Here is a 14,946-nt window from a genome sequence, read left to right on the forward strand (position 1 = left end):
CGGCGTACGAGGCCGAGCGGTGGACGATGGGGGGGGGCGGCTGGAGTTCGGCCGCCGGTTGGCGGCGCCTGTGGCAAGCGGTGAAGGGCAGGTGTCCCTCCCGTGATGCGCGTCCTCAATCTGGATATCCAACCCCAACCGGACGATACCACCTGCGGGCCGACATGCTTGCATGCGGTCTACCAGTTTTACGACGATCGAATGGATCTGCATGACGTCATCGCGGGCGTACTGAGTCTGCGCGATGGCGGCACGCTCGCGGTGCTATTGGCCTGCCATGCACTGCAGCGCGGCTACCGAGCCACGATCTACACTTATAACCTGCAGGTCTTTGATCCTTCATGGTTCACACCGACGCCGCAGGATCTGCCTGCGAAGCTCCGGGCACAAGCTCGGGTGAAGTCCAGCGAGCGGCTGACCACGACGACCGACGGTTACCTCGAGTTTCTCCGGCTCGGGGGCCTGGTTTCCTTCGAACCGCTGACGCGAGGGCTGGTACTGCGACTGCTCCGGCTCGGCCGGCCGATTCTGACGGGTCTCAGCGCGACCTACCTGTACCAGGAGCCGCGCGAGGTCCCGGCGACGAACAAGCCGGACGACGTGGCGGGACTACCGGCCGGGCACTTCGTGGTATTGTGCGGGCACGACGAGGTGACGCACGAGTTGATGCTGGCCGACCCCTTGCACCCGAATCCGCTCTCCGCGAGCCACTTCTACCAGATGCACGTGGACCTGGTACTCGGCGCCATCCTGCTGGGTGTGGTAACCTACGATGCGAATCTGCTGATTCTGGAGCCGCCACTGTCGGCTTCCGGCCCCGCCGAGGAAAGGCCGTGACCACGCTCGTCGTGGTGGACAACCCGAAAACCTGGCATCTGAAACTCCCCGATGTCGCGGTGGTCTCCGCGCGCGCCTATCTCACCGACCCGCAATACAGCCAGCTCCGCGGCGTGAAGGTGTTCAACCTCTGCAAGTCGTATCGCTACCAGAGTGCGGGTTACTACGTATCGCTGCTGGCCATGGCGCGGCGCCACAAGGTGCTGCCCGGTATCGTCACCATCCAGGACATGAAGGCCCTCTCGATTACCCGGATCATGGCGGACGACGTCAGCCACGAGATCCAGCGCCTGCTCAAGCCGCTCAAGTCCGATGTCTTCGTGCTCAGCATCTACTTTGGGCGAAACCTCGCGCATCGCTACGATGAACTCAGCCAGCGGCTATTCCGGTTGTTCCCGGCCCCGCTGATGCGGATCGAGCTGGAGCGCCGCGACGGTGAATGGCGCGTGAGTAGTGTGCACCCCCTCGCGGCGAGCGACATACCCCCGGCGCATTACCAGTTCGTCGAAGAGGCCGCCCGCGCGTTCTTCCAGCGTAACCGCATGCCCACGCGCCAGCAGGACCGCTCGCGCTACGACCTTGCCATCCTGGTCAACCGTACCGAGCGCTTCGCCCCGTCGGACAAGGTCGCGCTGCGGAAGATCGAGGCCGCGGCGCGGCGCCACGACCTCACCGTGGAGTTCATCGAGCGCGACGACTACGGCCGGCTGGCGGAGTTCGATGCCCTGCTCATCCGCGAGACTACGGCGGTCAACCATCACACTTACCGCTTCGCGCGCCGCGCCGTCGCGGAGGGGCTGGTGGTGATCGACGATCCGGATTCGATCGCCCAATGTACGAACAAGGTCTATCTGGCGGAACTCCTGGGGCGCCACAAGATCGCCACTCCCAAGACTTTGATCGTGCATCGCGACAACGGCGAAGAAGTGCGTGCGGCCGTCGGTCTGCCCTGTATTCTCAAGCAGCCAGACAGCTCCTTCTCCCAGGGCGTTGTGAAGGTTGCCGACGAGATCGAGTTGGCAGCAGCCCTGGAGCGTCTGCTCGATTCCTCCGACCTCGTCATCGCGCAGGAGTTCATGCCGACGGAGTTCGACTGGCGCATCGGTGTGCTGGACCGCGAACCGCTCTATGCCTGCAAGTACTTCATGGCCAAGTCCCATTGGCAAATCGCCAAGAACGAAGCCGACAGCGTGCACTATGGTCCGGTCGAGGCCGTACCGCTCGACAGCGTGCCGCCGGTTGTGCTCAACACGGCCGTGCGTGCGGCACGCCTGATCGGCGACGGGCTCTATGGCGTCGACGTGAAGCACATTGGCAGCCGGGCCTACATTATCGAGGTGAATGACAACCCCACGATCGACGGCGGCAACGAGGACCGCATCCTCGGCGATGAACTCTACGACCGGTTGATCCGGGTCTTTGTGAAGCGGCTTCAAAGCCGAAGCAACGGTGCGTCCCGGAGCCCGGCGTGAGTGCCCCGTACCACCTGTTCCAGTGCTACGGCGTCGAGCTGGAGTACATGCTCGTGGACCGCGCGCGGTTGGCGGTCTGGCCGGGGGCGGATCGACTGCTCGCCGAAGAAGCGGGGCCGGGCGCTTCGGATGCGGAGCGTGGCGCGCTGGACTGGTCGAACGAACTCGTGGCGCACGTGATCGAACTGAAAACCGCCGGACCGGTGCCGGCACTCGCCGGCCTCGTGGAAGCGTTCCAGGAAGAGGTGCGCTACATCAACGAGCGGCTCGCACCGCACGGGGCCTGCCTCTTGCCGACCGCGATGCACCCGACCATGGACCCGCAGCGCGAAACGCGCCTGTGGCCGCACGCCTACAACGAGGTGTACGCAACATTCGACCGCATCTTCGACTGTCGCGGACATGGTTGGGCGAATCTGCAGAGCGCCCATCTGAACCTGCCCTTCGCCGATGATGCGGAGTTCGGCCGGTTGCATGCCGCTGTTCGCGTGCTGCTGCCAATTCTGGCGGCACTGACGGCCAGTTCACCCATCTGCGAAGGCCGCCTGACCGGCTTCCTCGACACGCGGCTGGAAGTGTACCGGCACAATGCGCGCCGTGTTCCGCGTGTCAGTGGCCAGGTTATCCCCGAGCAGGCGTTCACCTGGCAGGAGTACATGGAGCGCATTCTGGCGCCGCTCTACGAGGATCTCGCGCCCCACGATCCCGAGGGTGTCCTGCGTTACGAATGGATCAACGCGCGCGGCGCCATCGCCCGGTTCGACCGCCAGACGATCGAGCTGCGAGTCCTCGATACCCAGGAGTGTCCAGCCGCGGACCTCGCGGTGCTGGATTTCATCGTCCGTGTCCTGCGCGACCTCGTGGCCGAGCGCTGGGCGCCGCTCGACCTGCTGCAGAACTGGGAAGTGGCACCGCTCGCCGAGTTGTTCCTCGCGACGTTGCGAGATGCCGGCGCGACACCGCTGCGCACGCCCGGCTATGCGGAGCTCTTTGGGCTGGATCACGCCAGTGCGCCGACCGTCGGCGCGCTTTGGACACACTTGTTTGAGGCCGTGTACCCGGCCGCCGAGCGGGTTGCGCCGGCCTGTGCTCCGCTCCGGGTCATCCTGTCCGAGGGCTGTCTAGCGGCCCGGATTCGGCGCGCGCTGGGCGCTGCACCCGACGGAGCCATGATCGACGCGGTCTATCGCCGGTTGGCCGAATGCCTGCAAACGGGAAGCGTGTTTCAATAGACGCACAGGCGGGTGGGCGGCTAAACTCTTCCTCGATACAACCGAGTTGAAGCAGTGCGCCTTGGAGCCGGTCGTCCCGGTGGTCCCTAACCCGGACCGGTGAACAGGGTGGCTGCCGCGGAACCCGTGTCCCCCGGAGGAAGAGACGATGCGACAGACCCTGATCCTTGCGGCCGGCGTGGTCGCGCTCGCCATCGCAACCAGTGTGGCCGATGAGCCGCAGCCGGAGCAGAAACCGCAACCCGAGGAGAAGCCGTTGACCACGAACCCCGCCCCCAGCATCGACCAGATGCCGCCCGCCCGCGTGAAGCTGGAGACGACCCTGGGTGACATTGTGCTGGAGCTTGATGCCAAACGCGCGCCGCATTCCGTCAGCAACTTCCTGCACTATGTGAAGGACGGCCACTACGCGGGGACGATCTTCCACCGCGTCATACCGACCTTCATGATCCAGGGCGGCGGCTACGACGCCGATTTACGGGAAAAGGGCAAGCTGCGCGCGCCGATCAAGAACGAGTGGCAAAACGGCCTCAAGAACGTGCGGGGCAGCATCGCGATGGCACGAACCAACGCCCCGGACTCCGCCACGGCTCAGTTTTTCATCAACGTGGTTGATAATGCCGCTCTCGACATGGCTCGTCCGCAGACCGGCAACGCCGCCTATGCCGTCTTCGGCAAGGTGGTCGACGGCATGGACGTGGTGGACAAGATTCGCGATACGCCCACGAAGGAAGACGATCGTCTGCCGATGGGGCCGGTCGTGCCCGTCGAACCCGTCGTCATCAAGTCCGCCACGATCGTAGGAACGTACGATCTCGAAGCGCTGGATGCGGCGATCAAGGCGCAGGAAGCGAAATAGCGCATCCGTTGACGGGGGGGGGGCGGGCGGCAGGGGGATGCGTCACCGTGCAGCAGGCGCTTGTGACGCATCGTCGGGCGGACGGTCCAGATCCACATTGCCACCGAATACGGTGGCCGACAGGCCGGCTTCCTGCGCACGCAACAGCTCTTCTGCCGTATCGACGGGAACCTCAATGGATTCATCCCCGTGGAACCGCAGATAAGCGGCGACGTAGGATGCCGCGGACCACGCCTGGTACGCCTTGCCCATCGGTCGCCCGGTCACGCCATGCGCCCACTCGGTGAACTCCCATTCACGGTCGAGTCCGGTGCGACATAACTGTGCCAGCCGGTGGAGTGCATCCTCCGCCGCCGCGTGGTGACCGAGCCGGTCCAGAAACCGGACCCACAGCCCACCGACGAACGGCCACGTTCCGCCGTTGTGGTAGTGATCGGGGAGATTCTGCAGGTTCACGAGGAAATAGTCACGCCAATCGGGCTCGCCCGGCCGGATCGACGGGTAGAGTACACGCACGGGATAGGGTTGATCGACGCCGACCTGTTGAAGGAACTGCCGGACGCGGTCCGCCCGGTCGGGCGCCAGCACGCCGTATAGCGAAGCGATCACGTTCGCGAAGACATCGCAGCGCCAACTGAAACCGAATGGGGTGATCTGGGCGATCAGATATTGCGCTCGGCCTAGGTTGAACTGCGTGCGGGCGAAGGACTCGACGCTGTCGCGGATGGTCTCCGGCGTCGGCCAGAACTGCTCGTTCAAGATCTGCCGGACGCGGGCGGCGCGATTCAGCGACGCCTCGATGGGCAGGCCGAGTGCGGCGCGCAGGTTGGCGTAGTCCACGTTCGCACGGTACCACAGCACCTCGTCGTACAGCACGTTGTACGAGCGCGGAAACAGGTCCGTCCAATCCGACGCTTCAGGAATCTCGAGCAGGCCGCAGTTGTTTGAATCATGCGCCCGCAACCACCTCATCGTGTTGTCGAGCGCGACAATCTGACGCCGCGCAAACTCGAGGTCGCCAGTGACCCGGACGTAGTTCCACGCCGCAATGACGATCCACATGGCCCCGTCGATGCCGGCGATGTTGCCGATTCCACCGTACTCGGGTCGACCGGAGCCGACATCGACGTAGTTCGGCAGGTGGCCATCCTCGGTCTGGCTGTTGAGAATCGTTTCGAGGGACTGCCGTCCACAGGCCGTCAGTTCAGCGTCCTGGAGGGGCAGTGCCCACATCATGGTCATCGCGGAATCGCGGGCCCAGACGCTGCGGTAATTGCTGGCAGGTTGTTCATCGTGCGCGATGCTACAGGCGGAGAAACCGCGCGGTGTGACGTTCATCCGCAGCACTTCGCGAGCCCGGTCGAAGGCGTCATCAAGCATGGACATGCGGATCGGGCTCCTCTTGCCGCGGGGCACCTCATCGACCCGGGTAGAAAGCACTCTGCTCCGGGTCCCTTCGATCGGTCTCGCGGTACCGGCAATGGTAAGCCGCCCAGGCCGAAGGTCCAGAGCTTGGCCTGGGATCGGTCAGTTCGGCAGTCTGGGCAAGAGCACACCGGCGGAAGTCGCGGCGGAGCCGGCGGCCGTCGGTGTGGTGAACTCCAGACTGCCGATATGCTCCACGCGTGCCCGGCTCTCGCCGGTGCGCATGCGGAAACCCTGCAGCACGGCCAGAACCTGCTGGGCGATGCCCATCCAGGTGAAGCTCGCGCGGGCCTTGTGCGTGCCATAACGGGCGAGCTGGTGTGCAATACGCTCGTGCAGCAGGACCTGGCACAGGGCGTGACCATAGGCCTCGTGGTCGAAGGGGTTTGCGTAGATGGCCTCGAGCCCCCAGATCACCTGCTCCCACAGCCCACCCTCGGTCGTGATCACCGCCGGTGTGCCGCAGGCCATGGCCTCGACCGCCGTCATGCCGAACGGCTCGTACCGGCTGCTCAGCGCGAACACGTCTGCGAGCCGGTAGTAGTCCGCCAGTTCATCGTCGCCGATGTAGTCGTGGAAGTGAATTCGATCCGCGATACCCAGCTCGCTCGCGAGTGCTCTGAGCTCGCCGATCTGCTCCCGCTCGCGCGGTGTGGGGTCGGTCGATCCGGCTGCCAGCAGTAGCCGGGCGTCCGGCACGCGCTGGCACACCGGCACCATCGCCCGAATCAGCAGGTCATAGCCCTTGTTGGCCGCCATCCGCCCCAGCGCGAGGACGATCCGGCCTTCGTACCCGTGCTCGCGCTTCAGCGCTGCGCGACTCGCGATCGAGACGGGGTAGAACCGCGTGTCGTCGTAGCCGGGTGGCACAACGTAGATTTTGTCGCGCGGTACGTCGTAGGCGCCGCGCACCAGGATGTCGCGCTGCTGTGGTGTCGTCGCAATAAGCCCGTCGCACGCATCGTAGATGGCCTTCTCGTCCCGGATGCGCCGCTTGAAATTGTACTTGCGCTCATTCTCCGCCGGATCGCCGTCCATGTTGTCGCGCTTCCACGCGCCGATCGAGTGCGGCACGTGAATGTGGGGAACACCGAGCTGCTCACTCAGGGCCTGCCCGGCGAGCCCGGCATCCCAGTAGTGGGTCACGATTGAGGTGTACTTCAGCTTCTTCGCGTGGACGATGCTGCGCACGTGCTCCACCCATTCGGGAATGTGGTCACAGAGCGTCTCCTTGCCGATGAACGCATTTCCGCCACAGGGAAAGCGCAGAACGCGGCAGCGATCATCCAGCGCCTCGCTCTTGGGCTGCTGTTCGAAGCGGCGCGTCAGGATATCCACCGAATAGCCGAGCCGGGCCAGACATTTGCTCAGTTCCAGAACGTAGACCACTTGACCGCCGGTGTCGGGCTTGCCCAGTTCGGGCACTGCGGATACGTAGCCGTGAGTCGAAATCATCATAATGCGCGGCTTGGCTGACATGGGTGGGAGAACTCCTTATTCCTAGGCGCCCAAACGCAATGTCCGGAAGCCGCGGCGACGGGCCGATGAGGCCTGTGTCGGGCGGATGACAGGCGCCGCACCCAAGCATCGGAGGAGGGATCGAGCAAGTGGGTGCACAAACGGGCTTGGTTTCGAGAACAACTCCTCTTGCGGTGATTATAGCGACATCAGCGGAGATGGCGAGGCGTGGCGCGCTCAGCCGACGCGCAGAAACAGCGCGAACAGCATCAACAGCCACACCACGTCGAGGAAGTGCCAGTACCACGCACAGAATTGCAGCCCCTGCAGCATCGTTGGACGATACCGGCCGTGGAAACCACGCGCCAGCACGATCCCGAGCGGCACCAGGCCGCCGACGATGTGTGCCGCATGCAGGGCTGTCAGCAGGTAGAACGTCGCCGCGTAGAGGTTCAGGCCCGGTGCCAGGTCAGCGGACAGCGCCGTCAGCCAGTTCCACCCCTGGCTGATGAGAAAGCCCACGGCCAGTACGGCGGTCGTCACCAGTAGCATGCGCAGCCGCGGTTGTCGATCCGCGCGCGCGGCGCGCACCGCCGTGTGCAGTGCGGCGCTCGTCGCGAGCAGGAGGGCGGTGCTGATCCACAGACCGACGGCCGGCAGGGGCGGCGTCCCGGGCGGCGGCCAGACTGCGGCCCGCGCCCGCATGATGAAGTAGAAGGCGAGGGCCGCCCCGAGCCCCACGGCCAGCATGGCCACGACCAGCGCGAACAACAGCACGCGGGCTGAACGGTCACGATCATGAACCTGCGGCGAATGCGGATGCACGCCTGAAGGGTTCGGTGTGGAACCGTGTGGTGTCGGGTTGGAAGCCGTGCTCACAGTTCGTCATTCGGCCAGGTCGCGCGCGTAGCGGGCGTCGATCTCGGCTTCGGTGGCGCCCGCGTGGCGGTACTCGGCGATGTAGCCCCGGTACTGACCGCCATCCATCAGTGCGAACCCGACAAAGAGTGCCACGAAGGCCAGTGCGCTGATCAGGACCACTGCGATGAAGGGCTTCTCGTAGCGCAAGTGCATGAAGTAGAGCACCACCAGAGCGGACTTGATCGTGGCGATGATCATCGCCATCCACACGTTGCCGGCGGCACCGAGATCGATCAGCCACACCGAGGCGACCGTGATGACCGTCAGCACGAGCAGGGCCAGCAGCACCACGGCCATCACCCACAGGGGGATCAGGTGCATGACCTGCCCGGCACCGTGGCCGTGGCCGGCGGTCGTGGGGGGGGAAGGGTTCATCACGGGGCTCCTCGGTACGCCGCCGGCGGCTAGTGAATCAGGTACAGCAGCGGAAACAGGTAGATCCAGACCAGGTCGACCACGTGCCAGTACAACCCGACCATCGGCACGGGTGTGAAGTACGCGGGCGTGAAGCGCCCCAGACAAGCGCCCACCAGCAGCCAGCCGATCGCGATCATGCCGGCGACCACGTGGACGCCGTGCAGCCCGGTCATGACGTAGTAGATGCCGAAGAAGATGTGCATGTTCCGCACCTTCTCCTCGGCCGTCAGCCGCACGCTCTCGACGTCGGCCGGCAGGGCGCCCGTGGGGGCTGCCGCCGGCGCGGTAAAGGTTGCGCTGACGGCGTCGGGGTCGGCCGGCGGAGCGGCTTCTGCTTCGACCGGGGCGGCGGCCGGAGCCGGGGGTTCGGCATACGCTGCCACCGCGTCGAGTTCATGGCCATAACTGCCGCTGTAGGTCTTGGGGTTGAAGAGCTTGCCCCAGAGCAATCCCTTTTCGATCTTTTTCGAATACTCGATGTATTTCACCCCGAGGAACCCGGCCGCGCACAGCAGCGTCAGCGTGAGCATGGCGATGAGCGTCTGTCGCCGGCCGGTCTGAGCGGCCCACACGGCAGTGGCCATCGTGAAGCTGCTCACCAGCAGCACAACCGTGTTCACCGCCCCCCAAGATACACTCAGGTAGTGCCGTTTATACGCTTCGGTGAAGATCTCCGGGTGCTGCATCCGGAAGTATGCGTACGCGCAGAACAACCCGCTGAACATCAGGATTTCGGTCGCGACGAACAACCACATGCCGAGCGTAGCCGAATCGAACTGCTGCTGCGGCGTGTCGAAATGGTGCGCGAGGAACGGCGGGTGCGCCGTATGCGCATCGTGCTGCCCGGATGTGGCCGTGGAGGCCGGGGGTACGCTCGCCATGTCGCTCCTCACGCTCACGCAGTTCTTGCTCAATGACCGCCGCGGGCAGTCTTTCCCGGCAGTCGGGCCGTTTTTACATAGCCGTCGATCTGGGGGTCGTACTGGATATCGTCGTAGTCGTAGGGGTCACCGACCGTTGGTGTCGACGCGAAATTCTCGGTCGGTGGCGGCGAACTGCACTGCCAGTCCAGCGTCGCGCCACCCCACGGGTTCGCCGGTGCCCGCCGCCCTTCGAACAGGGAGTGTAGCAGGTAGATGGCTGTCAGGACGAAACCCGCTGCCATCAGGTAGGAGCCCACCGACGAAAGGATGTGCAGGAACTGGAACTCCGGCTGGTAGTGGTAGTACCGCCGCGGCATGCCGTGCGTGCCGAGGAAGAACTGCGGGAAGAACGTCAGGTTCGTGCCGATGAACACCAGCGCCCAGGCGATGATGCCCGCCGTCTCGTTGTACATCCGCCCGGTCATCTTCGGCCACCAGTGGTGGATGCCGGCAATCATCGCCAGCAGCGTGCTGCCCATCATCACGTAGTGGAAGTGCGCCACCACGAAGTAGGAGTCGTGCAGGTGCACGTCGGTCGCCAGTGCACCGAGGAACAGCCCCGTCAGCCCGCCGATGCCGAAGATGAAGATGAACGCCAGCGCGTACAACATCGGCGTCCGCAAAGAGATCGAGCCGCCGTGCATCGTCGCCAGCCAGTTGAAGACCTTCACCGCGGACGGAATCGAAACACTGTACGTGAGCAGACTGAAAATCGCGGTCAGCATCGTCGACTGCCCGCTGACGAACATGTGGTGCCCCCACACGAAGAAGCCGAAGATCGCGATCGCGATGCTGCTGAAAGCGATGAAGGTATAGCCGAAGATGTGCTTCCGGCTGAAGATCGAGATGATCTCGCTTACCACGCCCATGGCCGGCAGGATCATGATGTACACGGCCGGGTGCGAGTAGAACCAGAAGAAGTGCTGGTACAGCACCGGGTCCCCGCCCATCGCCGGGTTGAAGATGCCGATGTTCAACCCGTACTCCACCATCAGCAGCAGCACGGTGATCGCCAGTACGGGGGTCGCCAGGATCTGGATCACCGCCGTCGCATACAGCGCCCAGAGGAACAGCGGTAGCCGAAACCACGTCATCCCCGGCGGCCGCAGCTTGTGAATCGTGACGATGAAGTTCAGCCCCGTGAAGATCGAGCTGAATCCCAGGACGAATACGCCGATCAGGATCGGCAGCACACCACCGCCGATCGTCGTCGTAGTCGCGTAGGGCACGTAGAACGTCCAGCCCGTATCCACACTGCCCATGACGATCGAGACGACGGCCAGCACTGCGCCCAGCACCCACAGGTGGAAACTGGCCAGGTTGATCTTTGGAAACGCCAGGTCCTTGGCCCCCAGCATGATCGGCAGGACGAAGTTCCCGAGCGCCGCCGGAATGCCGGGGATGATCACGAGGAAGGTCATCACCGCGCCGTGCAGGGTGAAAAGCTTGTTGTAGTAGTCCGCGTCGACGATCACGCGCTCGGGCGACAGCAACTCCGTCCGCACCAGGATTGCGAACACCCCACCCAGGAAGAACGCGCCGAGGATCGCCACCAGGTACATCACGCCGATCCGCTTGTGATCGATCGTGAGCAGCCAGGACAGTATCCCGCTCGTACGGTTCAGGTAGTTGTCGCCGTCCACGCGGCCGATGCCGGGATCCATCGCACTCATGGCAACACCTGTCGGTTGTACGTCTGCGTTGCCACCCCGTCGGCCGGCGACGCCGGGTAGGCCGCCGCCGTATCCGGTCCGGCCTCCGCGGGGGCCTCTTCCGACTCCGTGGGGGGCGCCTCCTCCGACGCGCCATCACGCCCGGGCAGCGGCAACGCAGTACGGCCGCTGACTTCCTTGATGAACTCGATCAGGGCGGTGATGTCGCGGTCGGAAAGCGTCGGGAACGCGGACATGACACCCGCGTAGCCCTGGACGATTTTCCGCTGCGGGTACAGGATCGATTCGCGGATGTAGTTGTCGTCGGCGATGGCCGTCGTGCCGTCCGTGAATTGACGCTGAGACTCGTACAGCCCCTTGAAGGTGGGCCCGGTCCCACCCGAGCCGTCCACCGAGTGGCAGGTGGCACAGCGGCGCGTGTACAGCAAACGGCCGATGTCGGCGTAGGTCTGGTAGCGCTGGTCCCCGAACGGGTCCGAGGCGCGCGTCAGCCAAGCCAGCCAGGCGTCGTGGGAGTCATACACCCGTACCATCGCCAGCATGGTTGAGTGACTTGTGCCGCAGTATTCCGCGCACAGGGCCAGGTAATCGCCGGGCTCCGTCGCCTCGAAATGAATGCGGTTGTAGCGGCCGGGCACCGCATCCCGCTTGATGCGGAAGGCCGGAACCCAGAAGCTGTGAATGACGTCGGCGGATTCGAGCGTCAGCCGGATCGGCTGACCCTTCGGAATGTGCAGGTCACTGTCGGAGTGTCCACCGGGGTAGTTGAATTCCCAGCCCCATTTGTAGGCCCGTACGCGGATATCCATGCCGTCGGCCGCGGGCGTCATCATGGAGACGAATCCCTTGAAGCCGGCGTAGAACATGATCACCACGAGGATCAGCGGAATGATCGACCAGGTCAGTTCCAGCGCGGTGTTGTGCGTTGCCCGCCCCGTGGCGGGGGCCCCCGGCGAGCGCATCCGGTAGCGCCAGATGAAGTAGACCATGGCAGCCACGATCAGCACGAAGAAGAAGATCGAGACGCCCAGGATGAAGTAGAAGATGTTGTCGACCACCGGCGCGACCGACGAGGCCTGCGGAGGCATCCAGAGCGTCCGCTCCATGTCCTCCGGCGCGATGCGCATCTGCCGTAGCGCCGGCGTGGTCGCCAGCATGTTGCCCAGCCAGTCGGTCATAGGTCCGCCATCACCACCTTGGCCCGGCGGCGGCGTTCCCGCCACCAGAGCACGGTCAGAAAAATCCCCAAGGACACGGCCGTCATCCCGCCGCCCACCTGCGCCACGCGAAAAGCGGACAACGCATACCCCTCGCCATCGAAGTGGAAGCAGAACAGCATGATGTGGTCGAGCGGCGACCCGACCTTGCCTTCCGACGCCTCCACCAGCGAAAGACGCACGGTCCGCGGCTCATACGTCACGTTCACGAGGTAGCGGGAAATCCGTCCATCCGGTGTGCAGAGGATCAGCGCGGCGGCATGCGCCCATTCACCGCTCGACGGGTCAAAACGCACACCGAAGCCGGTCGTCTCCAGCACCGGGTCAATGCTCTGTTTGCGACCGACCAGAAAATGCCAGCCCTCCACCGCTTCCGGCCGATTGAAGTAGTCCAGGTAAGAGCGGCGCTTGGCGGCCGCGAGTTCCGGTGGTTCGAGCGGGTCAAAGCTGATCGTCAGGATGCGGTACTGCTGCCCGGGCTGCCAGTCCAAATCCCGGAGCGTATCCACCATGCTGTTGAGTTGCAGTGTGCAGAGCTGCGGGCAGCGATAATAGTTCAGTGTCAGTATGACGGGGCGCTTCCCATCGAAGTAATCACCCAGCTTCACAAGTTTGCCGGTGTGATCTCGGAAAGGGAGGTCCAGCGGCAATTGCGCACCGGTGTGCTCCGTGACTCCGACACCGACAAAGACCTCGGGTAGCGGCATGGTCCGATCCGGCGCCAGCCAGCGCGGATCACCCGGTTCTTCCGTTGTGGCGGTGGGCGGCTCGGTTGGCGCGACGTCCGCCGGCGGCGTTTGCGCAAGCAGCGGCGCACCCGCCCCAGCGGCCCATAGCGCCCACGCGAGCATCGGCACGGTGATCATTCGGTATCGGATGGCTGCGTCTCCGGCGCTTTGAGCGCGGCACCTGCTCCCTCCGGCCCAACCGACGTCTCGATCTTAGGTGGGAGCCGGGGGCCGGGATCGTCTTTCACTTCTTTTGCGTAGGCGGCCATGGCCTGCGTGATGGGGATCCGCACCCGGCCGGCCTCCTCGTCGAGCCAGCGGGGTTGGAAGAGTGTCTCGCTCTGGCGGGCCCGCAGATCGAGGATCTCACGCGGCTGCCGGGCGTAGAGCTTGTCCTCGTCCTCCAGTCGCTGGGCGTGGAGGTAGAGATACTGGGCGAACAATACGATCGCCAGCAGCAGCACGGTGCCGATCAGCCCCACCCACAGCGTGGTGCCGGCACTCGGATCCGGGGTCTCGGCCCCGTGACCTTTGGGATTGTGAGCGTGTTCAGACATTGGTAAACGACAAGGCCTCATGCAATCGTGGATCGCGTTCCGGCAGGAGGGAGACGCGGCCCATCGGTCGAACCATCGCACAGACGAACAGTCCGCCCAGCCCCACCAGCAGGGCGAAGTCGGACACGTGCAGCGGGCTGGTGGGGGACTCGGCCCCCATCGGCCGCGGCATGACGAGATAGTAGAGATCGAGCCAATGCATCGCGAGCAGCCACAGGCCAAACAGCATCAATGTGCCGACCCGCCGCTTTGGGTAGCGCGACATGAAGAGCAGGAACGGGGCCACGAAGTGGCCGAACAGCAGTACGAGACTGACGCCGATCCACCACGTGTCACCCTGCCGCGGTCGGTACCAGACGGTCTCCTCGGGGATGTTGGCGTACCAGATCAGCAGGTACTGAGAGAAGGCGATGTAGGCCCAGAACACCACGAAGCCGAAAGCCAGCTTGCCGATGTCATGGTAATGCTCGGTCGTGATCGACCGGGTCAGCAGGCCCGCCCGCTGCACCCAGTACACGACCACCGCCAACAGGGCAAAGAAGGCCACCACGGAGCCCGAGAAGTAATACACGCCGAAGATCGTGCTGAACCAGTGCGGGTTGAGCGACATCAGTGCGTCGAACGAGAAGAACGTCACCGTCATCGCGTAGACCAGCATCCCCCAGGCGCTGACCCGCTCCATCTTCCGCGTCAGGGCCACGTCGCCGCTCTGGTCCTGAGCGACCGAGGTGCGGAAGAAGAAGCGCGCCAGCAGCACGAACGACGCGAAGTACACGATCATGCGGATGATGAAGAACGGTGCGTTCAGGTAGGTCGCCTTGTGCTGCAGCAGGGCGTCCTTCGAGACGTGCTCGGCGTTGGCCCACTCGTACACCCCCTCCATGTGCAGCAGCACCGGCACCGCCAGCGGAATCGCCAGCACCGCCAGCACCGGCATCGTGTTCATGATCAACTCGGCCAGGCGGCGCACCGATACGCTCCAGCCCGCGCGGGTCAGGTGCTGGAGCATGACGAAGAACAGCGCACCGAGCGCCAGACTCAGCACGAAGCTGAAATTCAGCAGGTACGAGCGGAAGAAGACCGTCCAGCCATCGAGCACGCCGAACACGACACCCACCGCCACGCCCAGCAGCCCAACCACGGCCGCACCGCGCAGGACGCCACCCGCGCCGCCGGGCAGCGTTCGCACATCCATCACGGTCGCAGAAGAATTCGCGTGCGCCATCG

13 protein-coding genes and 1 pseudogene are annotated in these 14,946 nt (G+C 64.6%); 4 read left to right on the plus strand and 10 right to left on the minus strand.

Annotation, left to right across the window (positions count from 1 at the left end; translation table 11 throughout):
• Positions 1-105: 105 nt before the first annotated feature.
• The 4 genes from IPM18_09830 (at position 106) to IPM18_09845 (ending at position 4,400) form a co-directional block, all read left to right on the plus strand.
• Positions 106-837, plus strand: coding sequence for a hypothetical protein (locus IPM18_09830; GenBank protein MBK9119882.1), 732 nt, complete (start codon positions 106-108; stop codon positions 835-837).
• Complete coding sequence (locus IPM18_09835) at positions 834-2,309, plus strand: RimK family protein (protein MBK9119883.1); 1,476 nt, start codon at positions 834-836, stop codon at positions 2,307-2,309. Before IPM18_09830 ends, IPM18_09835 begins: the two co-directional genes overlap by 4 nt.
• Entirely contained in the window at positions 2,306-3,541 is a 1,236-nt protein-coding gene (locus IPM18_09840; protein ID MBK9119884.1) for a glutamate--cysteine ligase, read from the plus strand. The genes IPM18_09835 and IPM18_09840 overlap by 4 nt, the downstream gene beginning before the upstream one ends.
• A gap of 148 nt (positions 3,542-3,689) precedes the next feature.
• The gene (locus IPM18_09845; protein MBK9119885.1) at positions 3,690-4,400 is read left to right on the plus strand and encodes a peptidylprolyl isomerase; all 711 of its coding nucleotides are present in this window, start codon (positions 3,690-3,692) and stop codon (positions 4,398-4,400) included.
• A 42-nt stretch (positions 4,401-4,442) separates the two neighbouring features.
• Here the strand turns inward: IPM18_09845 and IPM18_09850 are convergent, their stop codons facing one another.
• The 10 genes and pseudogenes from IPM18_09850 to IPM18_09895 all read right to left on the minus strand — a co-directional run bounded on the left by IPM18_09850 (position 4,443) and on the right by IPM18_09895 (position 14,944).
• Positions 4,443-5,786, minus strand: a complete 1,344-nt coding sequence (locus tag IPM18_09850) for a hypothetical protein (protein MBK9119886.1) — start codon at positions 5,784-5,786, stop codon at positions 4,443-4,445.
• Between the two features lie 141 nt (positions 5,787-5,927).
• On the minus strand, positions 5,928-7,304 hold the full coding sequence (locus IPM18_09855; protein ID MBK9119887.1) for a glycosyltransferase: 1,377 nt from the start codon (positions 7,302-7,304) through the stop codon (positions 5,928-5,930).
• Positions 7,305-7,520: 216 nt separating this feature from the next.
• Positions 7,521-8,108 (minus strand): heme-copper oxidase subunit III, encoded by a 588-nt coding sequence (locus IPM18_09860; GenBank protein MBK9119888.1) that lies wholly within the window; start codon positions 8,106-8,108, stop codon positions 7,521-7,523.
• Positions 8,109-8,168: 60 nt separating this feature from the next.
• Entirely contained in the window at positions 8,169-8,579 is a 411-nt protein-coding gene (locus tag IPM18_09865; protein MBK9119889.1) for a cytochrome C oxidase subunit IV family protein, read from the minus strand.
• 29 nt (positions 8,580-8,608) lie between these two features.
• Positions 8,609-9,502, minus strand: a complete 894-nt coding sequence (locus IPM18_09870; GenBank protein ID MBK9119890.1) for a cytochrome c oxidase subunit 3 — start codon at positions 9,500-9,502, stop codon at positions 8,609-8,611.
• A 29-nt stretch (positions 9,503-9,531) separates the two neighbouring features.
• Positions 9,532-11,217, minus strand: coding sequence for a cbb3-type cytochrome c oxidase subunit I (locus tag IPM18_09875; GenBank protein MBK9119891.1), 1,686 nt, complete (start codon positions 11,215-11,217; stop codon positions 9,532-9,534).
• Positions 11,218-11,387: 170 nt separating this feature from the next.
• Positions 11,388-12,323 (minus strand): annotated as a pseudogene (coxB, locus tag IPM18_09880) (cytochrome c oxidase subunit II).
• A gap of 68 nt (positions 12,324-12,391) precedes the next feature.
• A complete protein-coding gene (locus tag IPM18_09885; protein ID MBK9119892.1) occupies positions 12,392-13,300 on the minus strand; it encodes an SCO family protein in 909 nt (302 codons plus the stop codon).
• Entirely contained in the window at positions 13,297-13,719 is a 423-nt protein-coding gene (locus tag IPM18_09890; GenBank protein MBK9119893.1) for a hypothetical protein, read from the minus strand. The genes IPM18_09885 and IPM18_09890 overlap by 4 nt, the downstream gene beginning before the upstream one ends.
• Positions 13,712-14,944 carry a quinol:cytochrome C oxidoreductase gene (locus tag IPM18_09895; protein ID MBK9119894.1) on the minus strand — a complete coding sequence of 411 codons (1,233 nt, stop codon included), beginning with the start codon at positions 14,942-14,944 and terminating at the stop codon, positions 13,712-13,714. Before IPM18_09895 ends, IPM18_09890 begins: the two co-directional genes overlap by 8 nt.
• Positions 14,945-14,946 lie beyond the last annotated feature (2 nt).

It is taken from the genome of Phycisphaerales bacterium, assembly GCA_016716475.1.
Taxonomy (GTDB): Bacteria; Planctomycetota; Phycisphaerae; order UBA1845; family Fen-1342; genus JADJWG01.

Coding starts and splice junctions, on each gene's coding strand:
- IPM18_09830 (MBK9119882.1), top strand. CDS start 106: ATGCGCGTCCTCAATCTGGATATCCAACCCCAACCGGACGATACCACC.
- IPM18_09845 (MBK9119885.1), top strand. CDS start 3,690: ATGCGACAGACCCTGATCCTTGCGGCCGGCGTGGTCGCGCTCGCCATC.
- IPM18_09850 (MBK9119886.1), bottom strand. CDS start 5,786: ATGTCCATGCTTGATGACGCCTTCGACCGGGCTCGCGAAGTGCTGCGG.
- IPM18_09855 (MBK9119887.1), bottom strand. CDS start 7,304: ATGTCAGCCAAGCCGCGCATTATGATGATTTCGACTCACGGCTACGTA.
- IPM18_09865 (MBK9119889.1), bottom strand. CDS start 8,579: ATGAACCCTTCCCCCCCCACGACCGCCGGCCACGGCCACGGTGCCGGG.
- IPM18_09870 (MBK9119890.1), bottom strand. CDS start 9,502: ATGGCGAGCGTACCCCCGGCCTCCACGGCCACATCCGGGCAGCACGAT.
- IPM18_09875 (MBK9119891.1), bottom strand. CDS start 11,217: ATGAGTGCGATGGATCCCGGCATCGGCCGCGTGGACGGCGACAACTAC.
- IPM18_09885 (MBK9119892.1), bottom strand. CDS start 13,300: ATGATCACCGTGCCGATGCTCGCGTGGGCGCTATGGGCCGCTGGGGCG.
- IPM18_09890 (MBK9119893.1), bottom strand. CDS start 13,719: ATGTCTGAACACGCTCACAATCCCAAAGGTCACGGGGCCGAGACCCCG.
- IPM18_09895 (MBK9119894.1), bottom strand. CDS start 14,944: ATGGCGCACGCGAATTCTTCTGCGACCGTGATGGATGTGCGAACGCTG.